Raw genomic sequence first — 20,903 nt, 5'->3', positions numbered from 1 at the left:
ATCGCCTCATCCGTTTGTTTGTTTGAATCATACCGCTCCTTACGACGAAAGGGCAACCACCAACGCATTTTGCCCCATTGCTGAAGATATTTAACGCTCGACCGTTATTGCGCATTGCTTAAATAATTGATAAAAATATTTTTATTTTGCCGCGCTGCTTCAAATATTGTGCGTCTAGTTTGCCATTATGGCTTTGATTTTATTTACTTCATGCAATTTTAAAATCTCCTTCATTGAGAATAGAAGTAGGATCACAATGACAATGGCTCCACGTAAATTTGCAGTTGATGATGGCTCAACCAACGTAAAGGTTAGCTGGTTAGAAAACGGTGAACTGCATACCGTAATTTCACCGAACTCGTTTCGTAAAAACTGGAAAAGTGCGGCGCTGAGAAAAGACAAAAAAATCTACAACTATACCGTAGGGACGACCAAGTACACCTACGACATGACGTCAGATAAGGCGCTGGAGACGACCCACGTCGATTACCAATATGATGATTTAAACTTGTTGTCGGTTCACCATGCGTTGCTACAGACAGGTATTGAGCCATGCCCAGTAACGCTTGTCGTAACATTGCCTATTACTGAATACTATAACGCTGAAGATTGCCAAAAGAATGAAGAAAAAATTGCGCGAAAGCGCGAGAATTTAATGCGTAGTATTGAGCTTAATAAAGGCGAATTGTTCAACATTGTTGACGTGGAAGTGATGCCAGAAAGTTTGCCTGCTGTGTTATCAACGTTAACCATGCAATCGGTCAGTCAGTTTAATCGTTCGCTGGTGATTGATATTGGTGGTACTACGTTGGATATGGGCGTCATTGTTGGCGAGTTTGAAGATGTTTCTGCTATCTATGGTAACAATGAAATTGGCGTTTCCATGGTGACAGATGTGGCGCGTAAATCATTGGCAGTGGCGGAGAGCGATTCGAGCTACCTCGTCGCAAATGAGTTGATTAAGCAGCGTGATAATTTAGATTTTGTGCGCGAAGTCGTGAATGACGAAACACAAATTCCGCATATTTTAGAGAAAATCGCGACCAAAATTGATGAGCTGGGTAAGCAAGTGGCTTACGAAGCGAAGAAGTTCGCAAAAAACCCAAACCGTGTTTACCTTGTTGGTGGCGGTGCTAGCTTGATTTATCCAGCGGTTAAAAAAGCTTATGAAACATTGGGCGAGCGTGTTGTTTTGGTCGACCAACCACAAGAAGCCTTAGCCCGCGAACTTTGCTTATACCATGCAGATGGCGAAGCGGTTAACTTGCCAGAGCAAGAGGTTGTGAATGGCTAATCGGCTCAAACGCGTTAGTTACTCCATTTTTCTAGACCCATTGAATAACCCGGCAGATCTTTATGCCAGCAAGGTGATGCATCAGTGGGCAGAAGAGCGGCGTAAACTCAGCGCTATGGATGAATCTAGCCTTGCGCTGCACAATGCTATTCATGTGCATAAGCAAGTTTACCTAAGCGGGTTGTTTTTACATTTGTTGAACCCTGAACTGTCACAGCAGTTGAGTGCGCAGTTGACTGAGTCACAGATTTCAGAGTTCACCCTGAGTAAAACCCTGCAAGGGTTGGGCCTTGAAAGCAATGACGTTGGTTCAGTCGCGAAAGATGAGCAATCTTTAGGGCAGGCGACACTTAATGCGCTGCAAACCGCAATAACAGCGCAGGTGAGAGAAGAAGCTCTACTAACACGAGAAGCGTTTACAGCCCAATCGACGACACCAGTGAACAACGTAGACAGTAGCGTAGACAGTAAAGCCATTGCTGAATCGGTGGTTGAGCAGTTATCAGGAACAAACAATCTACTAACGCAACAAAATAGCCGTCTACTCGGTATGGTTGAATCGCAAGCAAAAGAGCTAGACGCGTTGAAAAAGATGTTAGTGGCGCAGCAGGCATCGATTCAAGCGTTGGCCAGCGGCACGGGCATCGCTAACGTGAAGGAAGGGGCTTCAACTGCTGAAGAGATTGTGTCTCCAGTGAGTGATCTCAACGAACGTTTGGCGAGTGTGCAGAAAATCAAAAAGAAAGGTATTTTCTAACCAACGTTACATTGTTTGCAGAAATAAAAAGCACACAGATGTGTGCTTTTTTGTTTTGTGGTGTTTATTAGATACCACGTTTAAAGCTGTTAATGCGATGTATTCGACACCGCATTAATATGGCAGTTGATAAGCTACAAACTATTTTGAGGCGTTGCGAGCTAGTTTGTGATGGGCGCGAGAAAAGTGCCCGGCACTTAAAGCACCAATAATAGAGAGCTCACCAGCGAGACAGAGTCCTGCTGTCACTTCAGCCATTGCTTTTGCATTGCCTTCTCCAGCGAGTCCGACAATTTGTAAGCACGCTTGCTGGCTTGGCAACCCCGTTCCTCCGCCGACTGTACCAATCATAAGGTTAGGTAGGGTCACAGAAGCGTACAAATCGCCTGATTGCGTTTTTTCTAAGCGGGTAATACCCACCGCAGATTCTGCAACACACGCTGCATCTTGACCACATGCAATATACAAGGCAGCAAGGCCATTAGCATAGTGACCATGCACACCGATTGAACCGCTAAGCACGCCCCCTGTCGCGGAGAGTTTGCAGTAGTTCACCATCGAGTCGACACTGGTATGTAAGCGCTTTTTCACCAGTTCCGCTGGAATGATCACTTCTGCAGAGACTTTCTTGCCGCGTACGTTGCGTAAACTTTGCGCCGTAGCTTTTTTGTCACCAGAAAGGTTTGCTTCAACGTAGGCATATTTAGGCGTGATCGGTGAGTGGGAAAGGATGTAGTTATACACTTCGTTGGTCGCAATGGTAACCATATTCTGGCCTGATGCATCCCCTGTCGTGTATTCAAAGATTAAGTAAACGTTATTTGCTTCGATATTGACGCTAACATCGACGAGCTTGCCATGGCGGGTCGTTTGATGCGCGATGTCTTTAAATCGCTCATATTTGGTGACAACCCAAGCGACAAATTGACCCGCTTCAGCCAATGTATCAAAGCAGAACCCTGGAGTACGGATTACTGCCTCGCTAAGCAGCATGGCGCTCACGCCGCCAGACTCACTAATGAGTTGCGCGCCACGGTTGTAAGAAGCAACCAATGCCGCTTCGGTCGTAGCTAGAGGCAGGTAAAAATCATCATTGGCATACAGACCGTTGACACGCATGGGGCCAACTAGCCCGACTGGCATCTTTACTGTGCCAATAAAGTTTTCAATATTTTTCTTATAGCAATCCATTTCATCGACAGTTTTGCTATCTAGCAACTCGTTTTTGGCTGTTTCGTTGTCTAGAACTCCCCATCGTTTACTGACTTGTTTCGGAGAGATATAAGGATTCTTCGTCTGAACTGCGCGCAATGGTGTTTGAGATTGACTGAGTTTACGCGAGATGTCTTCACCAGTAATGTTCCCTAGAGATGCGTTGTCGTAGTTTTGCTGCTGTAGATTGAGTTTTGGCATTGGTATCTTTCGGTTACTGCGTTTGAGCGAACAATTGTACTCTTAAAAGTGAAATGATGTGTGGTCAAATTATCACTATTTTGTATCAATTTTTAATTTTTGATGTCCATCAGTTTGTTAAACCACGTGGGTACCTGGTGTTTGGCGTATGTTGTAATGTAATCAGAAGGAATAGGGTGGAGAAACAAAACACATTTTGCCTTGCTGTTTGCCAATTAGCGCAGTAATTTAAAGAGAGCGTTATAGTTAAGGGTCAAAATTGAATGGCCCCATATTGAAAGGAACAATGGCAAAGGATGAGCGAAAAAAGACGTGATACCCGTATTGTAACGGCCGGACGCAGTAAGCAGTGGACACAAGGCATGGTAAACCCACCGGTTTGTCGAGCATCAACCATTGTGTTTGACAGTGTTGAAGAGAAAGCCCACGCCACAAAGAATAGAGCCAACAAAACGCTATTTTATGGACGCCGAGGGACTAACACGACGTTTGCTTTTCAAGATGCAATGGTTGAGCTTGAAGGCGGGGAAGGATGTGCGGTGTATCCTTGTGGAACTGCCGCGATTGCTAACGCAATTCTTGCTTTTGTTAAAGCTGGCGATCATATTTTAATGGTCGATGGTGCTTATGAACCGACGCGGGATTATTGCGACAAAGTACTAAAGAAATTGGGTGTCTCGACAACCTATTATGATCCGATGATCGGCGAAGGAATACGCGACTTGATACAAGAGAATACCGTGTTAATTTTCTTGGAATCGCCCTGTTCTATTACAATGGAAGTGCAAGATGTGCCGACGTTGGCTCGAGTTGCCCACGAACATGGCTTGATCGTGATGTTAGATAATACCTGGGGGGCGGGGGTTAATTTTTCTCCGTTTGAACATGGCGTGGATATTTCAGTTCAGGCAGCAACCAAGTATATTGTAGGTCATTCTGACGTAATGTTAGGAACGGCGGTAGCCAGTAAGAAGTATTGGCATCAACTGCGGGAGCACAGTTATCTCATGGGGCAATGTACCTCCCCAGATGACCTCTATTTGGCGATGCGTGGATTACGTACTTTAGGCGTCCGTTTAAAGCAACATGAACAGAGCAGTCTTAAAGTCGCTAAATGGTTGGCGCAACGCCCAGAGGTTGATCATGTCCGCCACCCAGCACTGCCTTCCTGCCCTGGACATGAGTTTTATCTTCGCGATTATAAAGGCTGCAATGGGCTATTTTCTGTGGTGTTAAATTGTGGAAACAGTGAAGCGTTAACAGCATTGCTGGATGGTATGACACACTTTAGCATGGGCTACTCGTGGGGCGGATTTGAGAGTCTAATTTTAGCCAATGAAGATATTTCTTCATTACGTACCGCGACAACCACAACGTTCGCGGGCCCATTACTAAGGCTACATATTGGCTTGGAAGATGTAGATGACCTGATCCACGATCTTGAAGCTGGATTCGCACGCTTTAACAACGTTTTAAACCAATAATACTTGTCTATTAAGGTAGCATTTTTTGCTACCTTATCCTTTCGGTCGTATCAACTTGGCGCATAAACATACACATGATGTGCATCGTGTTGTGGTGTTTTAGTTGATCACTGCTATCTTTTAAATAGTTGCATTAATAATCAAGCATCAATGATGATGCAAAAATCGATAACTCTAATAACTTATGAGGGAACTGCCGTGGCCAGCTATCATGAGACGACTAAAGAGTGCGCGAAATTAGTGGCGATTGGTTGTAATTATGAGCCTTGGTTAGCACAGCTAGAAAAAGACGAGTGGGTTACGCATTGTTGCTACGATTTACGCGCAGCCGACGAAATGTTGAAGAAATTGAGCCCTTGCATTTGTGTCGTTGATTTAAGTGGTAATGATTTTAGTATTCAAAGTATTGCTCAGCGGGCAGCGAAATCTAGCCAAGTGCGCTGGATAGCGTTGCTAAATAAGCAACAACTGAGTTTAAGTGCAATATGTACGTTTATTAATAATTACTGTGTCGACTACTTTACCATGCCAGTACCTCACAACCAGTTGATATCCACGATTGGCCATCAACATGGCATGTTAGAAATTGAAACGAGTGTGGTTGGAAATTACCATCAGCGTGATAGGCAGGGGATTATTGGTGACTCAAAATCTGCAACACAGCTGAAAGAACTGGTACGCCGGGTCGCGATGACAGATATGCATGTGGTGATCAGTGGTGAGGCTGGTGCAGGTAAGACGCTGGTAGCGGAAGAAATTCATCGCCAGTCAGCACGGCGCTCTACCATTTTCCATGCTTTAAATGCCAATGCCATTGAGTCGTTAGCATTTACCGAACCGAATAACGAAGCCTTTGAAGAAGGTACGGTATATATCAGTAATGTAGAGATGCTTTCTGCTACGCATCAAGCGCAGCTCTTAGGGTATATAGAGGCATTAGAGGCAAAGGATTTTAGCCAGGATATGGCCGATTTGCGTATTATCGTCTCTTCGAGCTGTGATTTAGAAGAGTTGGTAAAAGAAGGGTCTTTCTCGCAAGAACTTTATTATCGTCTTAACGTTATGCATATTCGTGTCCCTACGTTAAAAGAGCGTATGGTGGATGTGCCAAAACTAGCAGAGTACTATTTGAGTGAGTTTAGGGCCGAATATAACTTGCATGCCTCCCAATTTACAGATGCCGCGATGCAGGTATTAACCCATTATGAGTGGCCAGGGAATTGTCGTGAGTTAATGAACCAGATAAAACGTTCGGCATTACTGTGTGAAGGAACGTTTATTGATGCTGTGCACTTTGACCTACCAGATGTAGGTAAAAATAAGGCGAGTTTGCGCACGGCAAAAAACGATGCAGAGCGCGAAACGTTGTTAAACGTACTAGAAGCTCATCAAGGGAAAATATCCTCTGCAGCGAAGGAGCTGGGTGTGTCAAGAGCAACGATGTATCGTTTGCTGAATAAACACAACCTTCTGGCGGAGATACGTAGTAGCGTGTGACCACAGACAGCTGACAGATTAATACTCTATATACCCATTCGCACTAAGTAAGTAAGAATGGGTATTTTTTGTTTCGTTATGTCTCGGCCATAATCTCACTCATAGGGAGATTATTATGCCATCAATTATATTGATTATATTTGCAATCGTGTTCATATTTACTTCAGCGAGCCTCGAAGGCTTAACGTCGGCGCTATTCCACTTTTCTGTTTTTACTGCTCTGTTGTTATACGTGTGGTTATCTAAACCATCAAATAAATCAAAGAGCCGCCAGAAATGATAGCCCACAAACAAACGGCCAGAACTAATGGCCTAAATCCAGCTTGACGAAACTGATCGACAGTAATATTGGCGCCAATGGTAAACAGCGCGACCACCAGAAGTTGCTTAGCGCTATTAAACAGTACTGAGTAGATTCCACTATATGCAGGTAGATAGCTACTTAATAACATGGTCGCAATATACCCTAAGGTAAACATTGGAATTGCGACGGTCTTACCTTTCTGGCGAAAAACCAAACTACTAATAAACGCAACGGGTATTATCCATAGGGCACGAGCTAATTTGGTCGTGGTTGCCACCTGCAATGCTTGCTCACCGTATGCACCAGCTGCTCCTACAACAGAAGACGTGTCGTGTATAGCAATCGCGCTCCATAAGCCAAATGTCTGTTGATCTAATTGCAGCGCATGGCCAATAATTGGAAAAATAAACAATGCAATAGCATTCAAAAAGAATGTCGTGGCAAGCGCAATGGACATTGATTCTGGTTTTGCATTAATGGCTGGCCCGACAGCAGCGATGGCACTGCCGCCGCAGATCGCGGTACCACAGGATATCAGGTGGCGTAATTGGGTAGGCACTGCAAAAAGTCGACCCAAATACCATCCGATGATAATGGTGGCAATAAGACTGACGACAATAAGAATAAAGCCTTGTTGTATTGTTTCAATCGCTGCGTTTATTTGTATCCCAAAACCGAGGCCAACGATTGAAATGGCGAGAAGCCGTTTACTCCATTTTGCTAATGGTAAGTGTTTTGGTACTAATCCAAACGAAGAGAGTGAGAAACCAAGGATTAATGCTGTGGGTGACTGAATGGCTGGATGAAAACAGATAACCGCGCAAAAATAGAAAAGCAAGTGAGAGGGGTTCATGCGAATAAATTCTGGCAAAAGAAAGAGTATACCGTGATTCAATTACCATAAAAAGTTTTGATTGGGTTATCAATCAATGTTTGCTAATTTAATTTATCCAATTTTATATAGGAAAGGATACCCGATGAATAAACTGCTCTCTTTCGAAGCATTACAGATATTGGATGCAATAGAACGACGTGGAAGCTTCGCGGCGGCGGCAGATGAACTGCAGCGCGCTCCTTCATCGTTAAGCTATCAAGTGCAAAAGCTTGAGCAGGATTTAGACCTTATGATTTTTGACCGTTCTGGACATCGGGCGGTTTTTACAAAATCAGGTCAATTATTGTTAGAACGAGGCCGGCAGCTATTATTGGCAGCAGAAGAGATGGTTGGAGATGCGATGACGCTCGCCCACGGCTGGGAGCTTGAGTTAACGATTGGTTATGATGGGATAGTCGATATAGGTTCACTTTTACCACTTGTTAGTGAATTGGAAGAAAAAGGGCGAACGCGTTTGCACTTTCAAGAAGAAATTCTCGCTGGTTGCTGGGAAGCGTTGGCACAGGAGCGGGTAGATTTAGTGATTGCGCCTAAGCCTGATGTGATCCCAACTGATGTAAAGACGATTCCGTTGGGTAATCTGGTGATGGGATGGGTTGCTCATCCTGACCATCCAATATTAAATCATAATAATCCATTAGCGCCGCAAGTCAGAAGGGACTTTCGAATTGTCGCTGTTCGTGATAGCGCGATATTGTCTCCGCCTATCTCGTACAATATCCTTGATAAACAATCGGTGATGCGTGTTCGTTCAATGACTGATAAGTTAAAAGTATTAAAACTCGGTTTGGGGATCGGAACATATAACTTAGCAAGCGTTCAACAAGAGTTAAATCGGGGAGAGTTAGTCGCCTTTGGTAATGAGGCGACGATTGAGTTAGAGATGGTATTGGCATGGCGGCGCAGCGAAATGGGTAAAGCTAAAGCGTGGTGCATTGAACATATTCCACGCTTAAAGGGGTTACGTTAATTTTAGCGCGGCTTAGCTGTACTAGCTTAGTTCTTTCCGCTATTTAGTTCTTTCTATTATGTAGTGGGAGCAATAGCTCCATTTCTACTATGCCGTCTTCAAACTGCACATCAACACTAAAGCCAAGTTTCTGCGCGAGAGTGATCATGCCGCGGTTAGATGGCATCGTCATAGCGGTTAAACGCGATAACTGACGTGCCTCGCTATATCGAATGATTTGCTCCATTAAGATCCTACCGAGTCCAAGCCCTTTTTTGTCTGAACGAACAAGTATTGCGAATTCGGCTTCTTCTCCTTTCGCGTCACCAAGTGCGCGAGCAACACCCCATATCTCGTTGTTATTATGTACCGCAACAAACGCCATCTCTCTGTCATAATCAATTTGAGTTAACGCAGCGAGCGCTTCGTGGTCGAGTTCGCCGACGTCAGAGAAAAAGCGTTTGTAGAGATCGTCTTTATTTACTTGCTGAATGAACGTCTGATGGGTGGGCTCATCTTCGGGAAGGATAGGTCGTAACAACAGATTTGTACCATTATGCAGCGTGACAGTTAGCTCCCACTCTTTCGGGTAAGGGCAAATGGCCAAGTGTTGATGAGAATACTCACTGCTTTCGCTGGTTAAGTGCAGTTGAGCATCAATGACGGTCATATCATTATGGGTGGCCAATAAGGGGTTTATATCTAGTTCGATAATTTGCGGGCAGTCGATAACCATTTGCGACAGCCTTACTAGGGTACGACATAGTGCTTCAATGTTGAGCGAGTGTGGATAGCTACGTTGGCGTATTTTCCCTTTTTTTAGGGCGTTTATAATAAGGTACCGTGCCAATGCCATATTAAGGGGGGGAATAGCAACGGCGGCATCGTTATTAAGGTTCCATTCCGCTCCGCCTTCGCCTAAAACGATGACCGGGCCAAAAACTGCATCGCGATAGACGCCAATGCGTAATTCTTGTGCGCTGGTGGTATTCGCCATTGATTGGACAATGAGTCCATCTATTTTTGCTTCAGGGTAGGAGAGGCTGACTCGGTCTAAGATAGCCTGTGCCGCAGAAGCCACCTCCGTGGCATCGCGTAGCTGTAAAACAACGCCTTGAACTTCTGACTTATGTTCAATATCCGGTGAGCGCAATTTTACCGCTACCGGATAACCGATTTGTTCAGCGACATAAACAGCTTCAGTTGGATCTGACGCTAACCAAGTTCTTAGCGTTTTAAAACCATAGGCCTCAAGAATCGGCCTTACTTCATGTGTTTGTAGTGATAGCGCCCCTTCTGCGATGGCTTGTTCAATTAAACACCGGGCTTGGACTGCAGATTTACGATCATCATTAACGGAAATTGGTGTCTCCATGAGTTGTTTTTGATTTCTTCGGTAATCGACTAAATGCATAAAGCCTGAAATGGCGCTTTCAGGTGTACGGTAGGTCGGTATTCCAGCGGTAAATAAACAGTGGCGGCCGCTACCAGCGCTTTTTTCACCCGACCAATTGGTGAGTATGTTAAATCGACGTGCCCGCGGGTGCTGTTTTATTACGTCGATGACCGCTTCTGCCGTTTGTGTGGCTGTTGATATTGCTGAAGGGGAATGCATGATCAACAAGGCATCAAAATCATCGGTATCTAAGAGTATTTTTATGGCGGTGCAATAGCGCTGTGCGTCAGCATCACCCATTAAGTCGACAGGATTTTGATTGTGGCAAACGCTAGGTAGGGCGCCTTTAAGTTTAGATAGCGTAGTCTCACTAAGCTGTGCGAGTTTCCCTCCTTTTTCCATCAGGGCATCAATGGCGAGTATTGCTGGTCCCCCGCCATTGGTTACGATGGCAAGCCGTTCCCCTTGCAAAGGCACGGCATGAGTTAAGGTTTCTACGGCAGCAAACAATTCATGGGTTGTATGGACACGTAACATGCCCGAACGACGGATCGCTGCTTCGTACGCAGGGTCTTTGCCAATTTTTCCACCGCTGTGTAATTGTGATAATTGTGCACTGATGTCGCACCGACCACTTTTTAATACCAAAATACGCCGATTTCGCGCAGCAGCACGCGCTGCAGACATAAACCGCCGTGGGTCGTTAATGGCGTCGATATAGAGCAGAATTGCGGAAGTTTTACTGTCTCGCGATACGATGTCGAGCAGTTCAGAAAAATCCACATCACAACTATCACCGAGAGAGATAAAGGTTGAGAAGCCGATGTTCTTATTTGCTGCCCAGTCAAGGATAGTTGAGCATACGGCTGCCGATTGAGAGATAAAAGCGATGTTGCCTTTCTGGGCAGGTATAGGAGCGAAACTGGCGTTGAGATTTAGCCACGGTAAGATTAATCCCATGCTGTTTGGACCGATCAAACGCATCCCATACTTTTTGGCGTTACTTAGCATTAAAGATAATGCGGAAGGTTCACCGGTGTACATACCTGACGCAAGAACGATAGCGAGTTTTACACCCTGGCGCCCTAACTCTTCTATCAGCTCGGCATTTCTAGCACCTTTGGTACATAAAATTGCCATGTCGGGTATGCGGGGCAACGCAGCAATTGTTGGGTAGGACAACACGCCACATACCGCGTCATACTTTGGTGTAACAGGTAAAATGGGGCCTTTGAATCCGGCACGTAGTAGGTTTTTTACGGCAATATACCCAGCTCTACCTTCTGTATCTGATGCACCAATAACAGCAATGGACGAGGGATTGAGTAGTTTATCGAGTCCGTTATTCATAGTTGGCCTTAACGAGTAGTTGTCAGTGGGTTCCACGAGACTGCAGTGTATGGGTGCGTTAACAAGCGTTTGATGTAATTTTAACGAATTAACAATCTTGTGTGGTAAACCATGTGCTGATGGTGTGATGTCGAACCATTTTTGAGGGGAGGTCTATGTATCACGTATATTTTTTAATAAGTTACTTGATCGTTTCTTTCAGCAGCGGCAGTATGCTTACTATTGTGCAGTTAGGTAGTAAGAGAATGAAAAAGATAACGATATTAGGCGCATGTATTGCGTTAGCGGGGTGTGCGAGTAGCGAGGTAACGACAACGGTCACGGCTTCTGATGCCGAAATAGAGCAATACCAACAGGCGGTTGTCAGTAAAGATATACCGATTATAGCATTGCCAGAAGAAGAACAGCTAAATGACTGGGATGATGTTGTGGAGCAGGGAACAGCAGAGTTAATTGATGACAAAGTTGAAGACGTGCAAGCTGAAACCTTCTTGGAGCAGTACTCTATTCAAGTCTTGGCATTGAGAAATAGCGAAGGGTTTGACCGTTTTATCACTGCATTGCCTGATGAAAAGCCTATCTTTGTCAATGAGAAAACGCTTAATGATGCGCCTTGGTTTACATTATTGTATGGTGCATTCTCTTCCAGAGAAGCGGCGAAAATAGCGTTGGATGCGCTGCCAGCAGACGTAAAACGACATGGTCCGTTTATTCGAGATATTGATCTGTCAAATACGTCAGAGATGTGGCAATTGAGATAAGCGTTCATGGAATAGGCATCCAGATTGAGAATCTTGCTCTTAGGGCTATCATCTGGTTGCTAATTCGATAAGATAGGGGCAGTAAATTCGGCGGCTTTCGCCGAGAGTAAATAGTAAAGGTTTAGAATGAATACCAAGCGTGTATTGCTTTTATGTGGTGGAGGCGGGTCAGAGCACGATGTGTCTCTAGTATCAGCAAAATTTATCCGATCACAGCTTTCTCTGATCTCACATTTTGACGTAATTCAAGTGTTAATGACGGATGACGGTTGGCTAACTGAAGATGGTCATTCTTGTCAGTTGGGTTGGAATAAGGTTCTGCTTGTTGGTGATACACATTTAGAGATTGATGTTGTTGTTCCATGCATTCATGGGTTCCCGGGTGAGACAGGGGATCTACAATCAATGCTTGAGATGATGGGCTTGCCTTATATCGGTTGTAATTCAGAATCGAGTAAAAACTGTTTTAATAAAATCACGACTAAACTGTGGTTTGATGCACTCGAGATCCCGAATACGCCTTACCTTTTCTTAAGTGAAAATAATTTGCAGGCATTAAAAGAAGCAACGGCGGCACTGGAGAAGTGGGGTAGCGTCTTTGTTAAAGCTGCGTGCCAAGGCTCTTCGATTGGGTGCTATAAAGCGACTGACGAAGCCTCATTGACGTTGGCGCTAAACGAAGCATTTCAATACTCTGATCAAGTACTGATTGAAAAAGCACTAAAACCTCGTGAGTTGGAAATCGCGGCCTACGAAATTGATGGTGAAGTCGTAGTCACGCCACCAGGGGAAGTTTTTAGTCCTGATGACACGTTTTATACCTATGACGAAAAATACAGTACAGAAAGCCACTCATCGACAACACTGAATGCCGATATTAGTGAAGCTCAACGTGATGAAATGATGCGCTTGGCAAAGAAAGCATTTAAACACATGAAGTTGCGTGATCTGTCAAGAATTGACTTCTTCCTCTCTGAAGATGAAGAGATTCTATTAAATGAAATCAATACCTTCCCAGGTATGACACCTATCTCGATGTTCCCTAAGCTGCTCGAAAATAACGGGCATAGCATGGTTGATTTTCTACGCCAAGCCATCGAACGCGCATAATGAATCGTCAGCAGTGGCTACTTTAGCCACTGCTTTTGTTTTTTGAAGCGCTGCTTTTCTTGCTCACTCTTCTCTGTTTTTCCTAAGTATTGAGCGGGCATAGCAGGGCTTTTCCACCGTCCAGCTACTTGAATTTCAGTTAATGTTAAGCCATCGTTCGCTAACGCTTTACTGGCCCCCACCCGTGGAGATTGACCAGAAAAAGTAATATGTTTGGGAAGGCCTAACAATTCACTAGCGCGCCGGAAAACACGATATATAGCCGAAGGGTCCATGTTACGATCGCTAATGTTGCCATGACGGTCGAGTCCCCTAAAGAGAGGTCCGTGGGAAATATCTGCATCATTTAACCATTGATGAATTAACTCACTAGTACGCGGTGATAACGTGTATTCACTGTCCTCTAATACGACGACATTGGTTGTAGGGGAGAAGTGGTGATAGTTGAGCGATATCAATTCTGATCGTTTCATCAGAGTTTCAAACATCAGGTGCCAGATGGCCAGATCTCGTTTGTCTTTTCGCTCTTCACTCAGATGAAGTTGCAGGTACAACTTATCGAGGTGAGAGCGGTGAAGTGCGTCAGCTTGAATGTGGTCGTGTTGTTTAATCACTTGTTGTGATTTCAAAAAGCGTTGAACTTCACGGAAACGACTGGGCTCTGGTTGGTGTGCCAATTTGTGTACGGTATTAATGGATATGAGGTAACGGCGCAACGTCGAGTACTTTCGGCTTTTTGACATCTCATTAAGATAACGAACGACCGTTGTGGGCTGTGCAGGTAACGCTGGTGTATGGATGGAGTAACAGAATGCGAGAAATCGATGCCAGTCATTCCTAAGTGATAACAAACTGTTATGTGAGTACTGCTGGTGGCTGAGTTGTTGCCACTGCTCGATATCATCAATCGGTGATAAAAAGGGGGATTTTATTCTTTTCATGAGTCATATCACTTCTTTCTTAAGGATAAATACATTCTAACGCACTATAACTAAAGATGTTTACGTTGATTGTGATAGAATGACATTTCAATTAAAAATGTAGACCACGTCTCAACTTGACATTATTTTAGTCCTTAGGATTAAGTAACTTGTAACCCATATTTTAGCGGTTTTATAGCCAGCATCAGCCATAAGGAAAATACGTGAGACAACGCATATTTCATCGTGGAATTACCATAGATAACCCTACAAGCGAGCCAGGTTGTTGGAAAGCGAAAATTTATGGTAATGATGTGGTAGGTGACTTAGATATCATTAGAAAGTGTATCGACTGGTCGACTGAGATGCGGGCGTTTGTTAGCCCGGAACAAATTAAAAAGCAGGCTCAGAATACACATATTAAAGAACGTCCAACTCAACAAAGCTGTGTTCATCATGGGTTTAAAATAATAAATGACTCAGGGAAAGAGAATGAGTGGTATTTACTTATTCGAGGCCAGTTACTAAAGGGGTCACTCGCTGCTGTTAAACGTGTATTAGACCAGAACATTGATAAATTGCGCTAACCCTTAACGAACCATACAGACGCTGCGAGTCAAAAAAATATGTGCTGGAATAGCATCAGCATAAATGATGCTGATGCTGGTTTTTTCGATAACAATGGATTTACTGTCGCTTGCCGTAAGCTGTTTGCTTTACGCCATAGTCGTTACTTTATTTGATGGCCGCTAACGGCATTTTTTCAGGCACAGGCTCGGTACTAAGCCCTTTCATTAAACTAACGCACATCAGCAATAACACGAATGTAAAGGGCAGTGCCGCAATTATGGTACCAGCTTGCAGGGCTTGTATTGCCTCTGTTCCACCAATCCAAAGCAATACCGCCGCGATAGAGCCAGATAATATGGCCCAGAAAATACGCTGTGGAACCGGCGCATCGATCTTACCTCCTGACGTTACACTGTCTATCACGAGAGAGGCCGAATCAGCGGTTGTGATGAAAAAAATCATGATCAGTACGACAGCGAGCACCGAAATGGCATAGCTGAATGGCAAAGCATTAATGACTTGAAACAGTGCCGATGATACATCTGTGATGCCATTGGCTCCAAATTCTCCGACATTGTTAATTATTTGGTCAATCGCAGTCCCGCCAAAAATCGTCATCCAAAGAATACAGACGATTGAGGGGATGAAGATAACCGCAGATAGGAACTCGCGAATGGTTCTACCTTTCGATATACGAGCAATAAATATCCCAACAAATGGCGCACACGTCACCCACCATGCCCAATAAAATACTGTCCAGCCTTGCATCCACTCTGCATCAGCTCGACCATGGGGATTACTTAAAGGAATAATATTTTCAATGTAGCCAGCAATTGCCAATGGTAGGTTAGTTTTGAACGAACTAAACCCGATAATCCCCATGAACGTAAGAAAGAGAAAGGCAACGCAAATATTAATGTTGCTTAACAGTTTTACACCGCCATGCATGCCTCTTACTATCGATAGAATAGCTATTAATGTGACAAACAACATAACAGCGAACTGTAATTCAATTCCGAAACTTGTACCCCAAATATGGTTTAAGCCACTGGCCGCTTGTTTAGCGCCAAGCCCAAGAGAAGTGGCCATTCCAAAAATCGTCACCAAAACGGTGAGCACATCGATAATATGTCCAAACCAACCCCAAGTACGATCACCAAGGATGGGATAGAATATCGAGCGCATTGATAGGGGTAGGCCTTTGTTATAGTTGAAGAAAGCAAGCGATAGCGCGACGATGGCGTAAAATGCCCACGCGTGCATTCCCCAATGGAAAATGGTTGTCCCTAGAGCGACTTGTTTCGCTTCAGCAGAGTATGCTTCAACACCAAGCGGTGTTCCTCCCCAGCCCGTAAAAAAGGCCGAAGGTTCAGCGACGCCCCAGAATATGAGGCTAATTCCCATGCCAGCTGCAAATAGCATCGATAGCCAAGAGGGCATTGAATATTCAGGCTTGCTTGTCGCGCCGCCAAGTCTGATTTTCCCGTATGGTGTAACAATTAGAAAGAGGCAGATAACCAAAAAGAGGTTGCCTGACCAAATAAAGAGACTATCGAAGAGATTAATGACCTGCCACTTGATGCTGTCTATGGTGGTGTTGGCTGTTGCGGCGTCGGATAATAATATAGCGAAAAGAAAGAGGATAATTAAGCCAGCACTTAGGCCAAATACAGGGTTGTGAACATCAAACCCCCATTTCTGTATATTGTCTTGCCCAATGGTGTAGTCAGTATTTTCAATACTGTATTTATCTTTATACGTACTCATGCATTTCCTTATAAAACGTTTGACCACCAATCACTCAGACGTAATGTGGTTAAAAAAACATCCGTTTTTCAGCAATTGCTTCGTTGTCGAAATATTTTGCTGCGTTTTGTTGCTAGTGATAGTAACAATGAATAGGCTAACCTCCTAACGCATAACGCCGGATATTGACATGCAATGACTTGGGACAAGGTTTGGGTAGTAAGTTGTGTTGTTTGTGAAATGAAGATTGTTTCGTGGACGAAATATCTAAGTGATTAGGTATTTCTACTGTTTATGTCATATGAAGTAGTAGACATCAAGAAGGGAGCCCACCTCAATCTTATTGAAATAGGCTCGCTTTGTGCAGTTAATTACAGGCTTTCAATCGATTGTTGAATAGCCGGTCCAATTTGGCGCTTACGTGAGGTAACGCCATTTAGAGATAAAATATCACCATCAATCTTGGTGTCGAAAGCGCGGCTGAGAATTTGTTTATCTCCATCATCAACCCACATAATATTTGCGCGTTTGTTTTTTGTATCAGTGATGGAGAAGAACAGGTAGTCGAGCTGTTCCGTTGCCTTATATGATTTCATGGCAGAGACAAACTCATCTTTCCTATCAATCAATTGTTGGGCGGTTAGGGTTTCTGCGACACCAATACCCACCTTTTTACCACCAAACTCAAAATTCTTATAATCCATGGTTAAAATAGTATCAGCAGATAAATGGCTCAAATCCGACTTAGCTATTAGCATTTGTTGCCCAAATTCTTCGATATCTGTTACGCCCGCTATTTTTGCTAATTTGTTAGCGTAAGCCTTATCGTAGTCTGTCGTAGTGGACGATTGAAAGATCACTGTATCTGAAAGAATTGCACCAAGACCAACACAGGCTACTGATTTTGGTAGCTTAATGTTAAGGGCTTCTGCATTTGATGCTAGGATAGTCGCGGTTGATCCCCAAGCGCGTATGTCTATGCTAGCAATATTTGGTATGTTAATTGGCGTTCCGCCAATTGCATGGTGATCAATTATCGCTACGATTGAGCTTGGTTCGATAGTGTGTGCTAATTGAGTGCTTTGGTTAAAGTCTACAATACCAACTTGATAAGCAGCATAGTCGGTGGTTATTTGTGGTGTTGGGCTATTACAATATTCAAATACAAATTGGCTTTCAGGGTTAAGATTTTCTGGTGTTGTTGCCTTCCCTCCATAGATGGTTGCAGCCATCACTGCCGATGCAACAGTGTCAGTATCAGGGCTAGTGTGACCAACCCACATGAGATTATCGGTATTATTATTTGATAACGTATATAAGTCTAATGCGTTGCTAGCTAGGCTAGAAAAAGAAGCAAGAATGGCAAGCCCCAAAATAGTGTGTTTCATAAATGATCTCTAGTATAAGTGAATAATCTAATAATAGATAAAGCTATCCACGTCCGGTTGCATTTACATTGCATGTGCATGAAGTATTTATAACAATATATTATTCTCGGACGCTGTAATTAATATTACAGAACTTATAATCACTCAGGTTGCAATTAGGCTTGTTATGCGAATGAATTAACATACCATGCATCTTTGTTGCATTTTTTTGTTGCGCTTTTGCCCCTTCTTGCTTTGTTCATCTTCGTGCTTGAATTGATCGCGTGATCATGTTCCCCACCTTGCATTAGCTCGGTAGGGACAGGTCGTTTGAGCAAACTAGATAAGGCTAGTTATCATCATGATAGCGATGGTGATGAAAAATAGGCCACTGATTTTATGCAGTAAAACGGTATTACAGCGTTTAAAAAACGTCCTACCTGCAAAAACGCCAATGGCAGACGTTGCGCCCAATGCCAGTGTAGAAGCCATCCAAACAGAAATAGGCGGCGATGTCGCGCTTAGTGATACGACCGCGAGTTGCGTTTTATCCCCAAGCTCGGCAACAAAAATCATCGAGAAGGTGGTGATGAAAATACTTCTTCCAAGCTTTGGTGCACTCTCTTCTTCTTCGTCGGAATTGAGTAATGCTTGTATCCCAAAAAGTGCGAATAGGCTGGCTGCAGCAACAATAAGCCATGTTTCAGGTATAACATAGGTTAAGCTCGTGCCTAGGGTAACCGCCAGAAGGTTAAGTAGCGCAAACGCACTCACGGCACCTAGCAATACGGGCTTGGCTCTGTGGCGTGAAGCTAGTGTCATGCAGACAAGTTGGCTCTTATCACCAATCTCGGCGAGAAAGATCATTCCAAAAGTCAAAAGGTAAGATGGAAATAGGTCTGGGTTGGATATCATGGTATCTCTATTGTCTGTTCAAAAGTAAGCTTGGAGTATTTAAGGCGAAGATAATAGCATTAAGAATGCCAAACATCGAAAGCTATCATAGTCATCAAGGCAAGATGTTGAACACACTGTGCGGTGGTCATGCGAGACGTTGATTGTACCATGATATCCGATTTAGATTTTTGCTCTCAAAGCATGACAGTTAATTTTGTGAATAAAGTGATCGATAGAATACAAGTGGTGTAATGGTTGAATTTGAGCATTATGAAATAGAGTATGAGAGGTTTTGTGGTTTCATTTCAGTTCGACGAAGATAGGCAAACTTAATGTGCCAGCTTAGTATAACTAAGCTGGCTGCTGGCGAATGTGTTAGTAACAACACACTGCACTGTTGTCAGTAAAAGCGTGGCAAATTTATGCTGTTGCTAACATCTTTTTTTGGTGGGCAAGATACTCATCATACGTTCCTTGGAAGTTGATAAGCTGTTTATCTTTAACATCAATAATTTCAGTTGCAAGCGAAGAGACAAACTCACGGTCATGACTAACGAAAATCAACGTACCTTGGTAGTTCTTAAGCGCATTGTTTAACGCTTCAATGGCTTCCATATCCATATGGTTAGTGGGTTCATCCATAACAAGCACATTGATGTCTTGCATCATTAACTTGCCAAACAACAGACGGTTTTTTTCACCACCAGAACAGTTACGCGCTAACTTGTTGGCATCATCAGCAGTGAACAACAAACGACCTAAGATACCGCGCACCATCAAATCGTCATGTTTTGTGGTACGCCACTGAGAAATCCAGTCGAATATGGTTAAGTCATTATCAAAATCGGCCGAACTGTCTTGCGGGCAATAGCCAATAGAGGCATTTTCAGACCACTTAACCACACCGTGGGTTTGCTCTAGCTCATTCACAAGGCAGCGTAGTAGGGTGGTTTTACCTACACCATTTTCACCGATTACCGCCAGACGTTTGCCTGCTTCAAGCAGTAAATTACCTTTTTCAAATAGAATCTCGCCATCAAACCCATGGCTTAAATCTTGTAGTTCTAACGCCTGACGATGGAGTTTTTTACCCTCACCAAAATCAATAGACGGGCTGATACGACTGGTTGCTTTTACTTCATCGAGCTTAATTTTATCCATGCGTTTCGCTCGTGAACTGGCTTGCTTAGCTTTCGAAGCGTTCGCACCGAAACGGTTAACAAAGTCTTGTAGCTCGTTAATTTCTGCTTCTTTTTTAGCATTTGATGCTAATAGCTGTTCACGGATAAGGCCAGAAGCCTCTAAGAAATACTCATAGTTACCAGGATAAATGCGTAGTTCACCGTAGTCGATGTCTGCCATGTGCGTACACACAGAGTTTAAGAAGTGCCTATCGTGCGAGATGATTATCATGGTGCACTTACGCTTATTAAGTTCTTCAGCTAACCAACTAATCGTATGAATATCCAAGTTGTTGGTTGGTTCATCGAGTAACAAGATATCTGGATTTGCGAACAGTGCCTGAGCCAATAACACACGTAATTTCCAACCTGGCGCGACTTGTTGCATTAGACCAAAATGGAACTCTTCCTCAATACCGGCTTGCAACAAAATATCACCAGCGCGACTCTCGGCGGTATAACCGTCCATTTCCGCAAATTCGGTTTCTAGCTCGGCAACTTGCATGCCATCTTCTTCACTCATTTCTGGCAATGAGTAGATACGATCACGCTCTTTTTTTACTTCCCAGAGTTTCTTGTCACCCATGATAACCGCATCAATCACACTGTATTCTTCGAATGCGAACTGATCTTGGCTTAGTACACCGAGCTTTAGTCCTGGTGTAATTGATACATTTCCAGAGCTGGGTGTTAGCGCACCGCTTAGGATCTTCATGAACGTTGATTTACCACATCCATTGGCGCCAATTAAGCCGTAACGATTACCGTTACCGAACTTAGCTGAAATGTTTTCGAATAATGGCTCTGCGCCGAATTGCATTGTGATGTTTGCGGTTGAAATCAAAGAAGTATTCCTAGTATAGAAGTTGGTTAATCGCTTCGCGGGCGAGACGATATCATCAGAAATGAAAGCGAAATTGAATAGGCGGGGGATTATACAGATATATTGAGAAAATGATAGTTGTGAGATGCTGATCACAAATGGTGGGAATAGAGAGTTTATATCTAGTCG

The 20,903-nt window shown here is 43.7% G+C and carries 16 protein-coding genes; 8 read left to right on the top strand and 8 right to left on the bottom strand.

Features of this window, described 5'->3' with window-relative positions:
- Positions 1–262: 262 nt before the first annotated feature.
- Both parM and ACKLNH_RS17495 read left to right on the top strand, forming a co-directional pair.
- Positions 263–1,294, top strand: a complete 1,032-nt coding sequence (gene parM / locus ACKLNH_RS17500; protein ID WP_413113552.1) for a plasmid segregation protein ParM domain-containing protein — start codon at positions 263–265, stop codon at positions 1,292–1,294.
- Positions 1,287–2,051 carry a hypothetical protein gene (locus ACKLNH_RS17495; RefSeq protein ID WP_413113551.1) on the top strand — a complete coding sequence of 255 codons (765 nt, stop codon included), beginning with the start codon at positions 1,287–1,289 and terminating at the stop codon, positions 2,049–2,051. Before parM ends, ACKLNH_RS17495 begins: the two co-directional genes overlap by 8 nt.
- Before the next feature lie 141 nt (positions 2,052–2,192).
- Here ACKLNH_RS17495 and ACKLNH_RS17490 read toward each other — a convergent pair whose 3' ends face one another.
- Complete coding sequence (locus ACKLNH_RS17490; protein ID WP_413113550.1) at positions 2,193–3,464, bottom strand: hydroxymethylglutaryl-CoA reductase; 1,272 nt, start codon at positions 3,462–3,464, stop codon at positions 2,193–2,195.
- Positions 3,465–3,760: 296 nt separating this feature from the next.
- Here ACKLNH_RS17490 and ACKLNH_RS17485 point away from each other — a divergent pair, with 296 nt between their 5' ends.
- The gene (locus ACKLNH_RS17485; protein WP_413113549.1) at positions 3,761–4,948 is read left to right on the top strand and encodes a cystathionine beta-lyase; all 1,188 of its coding nucleotides are present in this window, start codon (positions 3,761–3,763) and stop codon (positions 4,946–4,948) included.
- A gap of 198 nt (positions 4,949–5,146) precedes the next feature.
- A complete protein-coding gene (locus tag ACKLNH_RS17480; RefSeq protein ID WP_413113548.1) occupies positions 5,147–6,445 on the top strand; it encodes a sigma-54-dependent transcriptional regulator in 1,299 nt (432 codons plus the stop codon).
- Positions 6,446–6,687: 242 nt separating this feature from the next.
- Here the strand turns inward: ACKLNH_RS17480 and ACKLNH_RS17475 are convergent, their stop codons facing one another.
- Positions 6,688–7,602 carry a YeiH family protein gene (locus tag ACKLNH_RS17475; protein WP_413113547.1) on the bottom strand — a complete coding sequence of 305 codons (915 nt, stop codon included), beginning with the start codon at positions 7,600–7,602 and terminating at the stop codon, positions 6,688–6,690.
- Between the two features lie 124 nt (positions 7,603–7,726).
- Between ACKLNH_RS17475 and ACKLNH_RS17470 the strand changes: the two genes are divergently transcribed.
- On the top strand, positions 7,727–8,614 hold the full coding sequence (locus ACKLNH_RS17470; protein ID WP_413113546.1) for a LysR family transcriptional regulator: 888 nt from the start codon (positions 7,727–7,729) through the stop codon (positions 8,612–8,614).
- A gap of 43 nt (positions 8,615–8,657) precedes the next feature.
- Here ACKLNH_RS17470 and ACKLNH_RS17465 read toward each other — a convergent pair whose 3' ends face one another.
- Positions 8,658–11,339: a bifunctional acetate--CoA ligase family protein/GNAT family N-acetyltransferase gene (locus ACKLNH_RS17465; RefSeq protein ID WP_413113545.1), complete on the bottom strand. Its 2,682-nt coding sequence runs from the start codon at positions 11,337–11,339 to the stop codon at positions 8,658–8,660.
- A 245-nt stretch (positions 11,340–11,584) separates the two neighbouring features.
- Between ACKLNH_RS17465 and ACKLNH_RS17460 the strand changes: the two genes are divergently transcribed.
- Both ACKLNH_RS17460 and ACKLNH_RS17455 read left to right on the top strand, forming a co-directional pair.
- On the top strand, positions 11,585–12,100 hold the full coding sequence (locus ACKLNH_RS17460; protein ID WP_413113544.1) for an SPOR domain-containing protein: 516 nt from the start codon (positions 11,585–11,587) through the stop codon (positions 12,098–12,100).
- A gap of 126 nt (positions 12,101–12,226) precedes the next feature.
- Complete coding sequence (locus ACKLNH_RS17455) at positions 12,227–13,210, top strand: D-alanine--D-alanine ligase (RefSeq protein ID WP_413113543.1); 984 nt, start codon at positions 12,227–12,229, stop codon at positions 13,208–13,210.
- 17 nt (positions 13,211–13,227) lie between these two features.
- Here ACKLNH_RS17455 and ACKLNH_RS17450 read toward each other — a convergent pair whose 3' ends face one another.
- A complete protein-coding gene (locus tag ACKLNH_RS17450) occupies positions 13,228–14,151 on the bottom strand; it encodes a tyrosine-type recombinase/integrase (RefSeq protein WP_413113542.1) in 924 nt (307 codons plus the stop codon).
- A 203-nt stretch (positions 14,152–14,354) separates the two neighbouring features.
- Between ACKLNH_RS17450 and ACKLNH_RS17445 the strand changes: the two genes are divergently transcribed.
- Positions 14,355–14,717 (top strand): DUF3319 domain-containing protein, encoded by a 363-nt coding sequence (locus tag ACKLNH_RS17445; RefSeq protein ID WP_413113541.1) that lies wholly within the window; start codon positions 14,355–14,357, stop codon positions 14,715–14,717.
- 148 nt (positions 14,718–14,865) lie between these two features.
- On the opposite strand, the gene ACKLNH_RS17440 is transcribed toward ACKLNH_RS17445, so the two are convergent.
- From ACKLNH_RS17440 to ACKLNH_RS17425, 4 genes are all read right to left on the bottom strand, one after another.
- Entirely contained in the window at positions 14,866–16,467 is a 1,602-nt protein-coding gene (locus ACKLNH_RS17440; RefSeq protein ID WP_413113540.1) for a BCCT family transporter, read from the bottom strand.
- 350 nt (positions 16,468–16,817) lie between these two features.
- Positions 16,818–17,834: a manganese-dependent inorganic pyrophosphatase gene (locus ACKLNH_RS17435; protein ID WP_413113539.1), complete on the bottom strand. Its 1,017-nt coding sequence runs from the start codon at positions 17,832–17,834 to the stop codon at positions 16,818–16,820.
- Between the two features lie 318 nt (positions 17,835–18,152).
- Positions 18,153–18,728: a TMEM165/GDT1 family protein gene (locus tag ACKLNH_RS17430; RefSeq protein ID WP_413113538.1), complete on the bottom strand. Its 576-nt coding sequence runs from the start codon at positions 18,726–18,728 to the stop codon at positions 18,153–18,155.
- Between the two features lie 402 nt (positions 18,729–19,130).
- Positions 19,131–20,735 carry an ABC-F family ATPase gene (locus tag ACKLNH_RS17425; protein WP_413113537.1) on the bottom strand — a complete coding sequence of 535 codons (1,605 nt, stop codon included), beginning with the start codon at positions 20,733–20,735 and terminating at the stop codon, positions 19,131–19,133.
- Between the last annotated feature and the right edge of the window lie 168 nt (positions 20,736–20,903).

Origin of the sequence: Thaumasiovibrio clandestinus, from assembly GCF_047250365.1 — a bacterium.
Classification (GTDB): Bacteria; Pseudomonadota; Gammaproteobacteria; order Enterobacterales; family Vibrionaceae; genus Thaumasiovibrio.
Note: the sequence above shows the minus strand (reverse complement) of the source record. Positions and strands in the feature narration are given on the sequence as shown.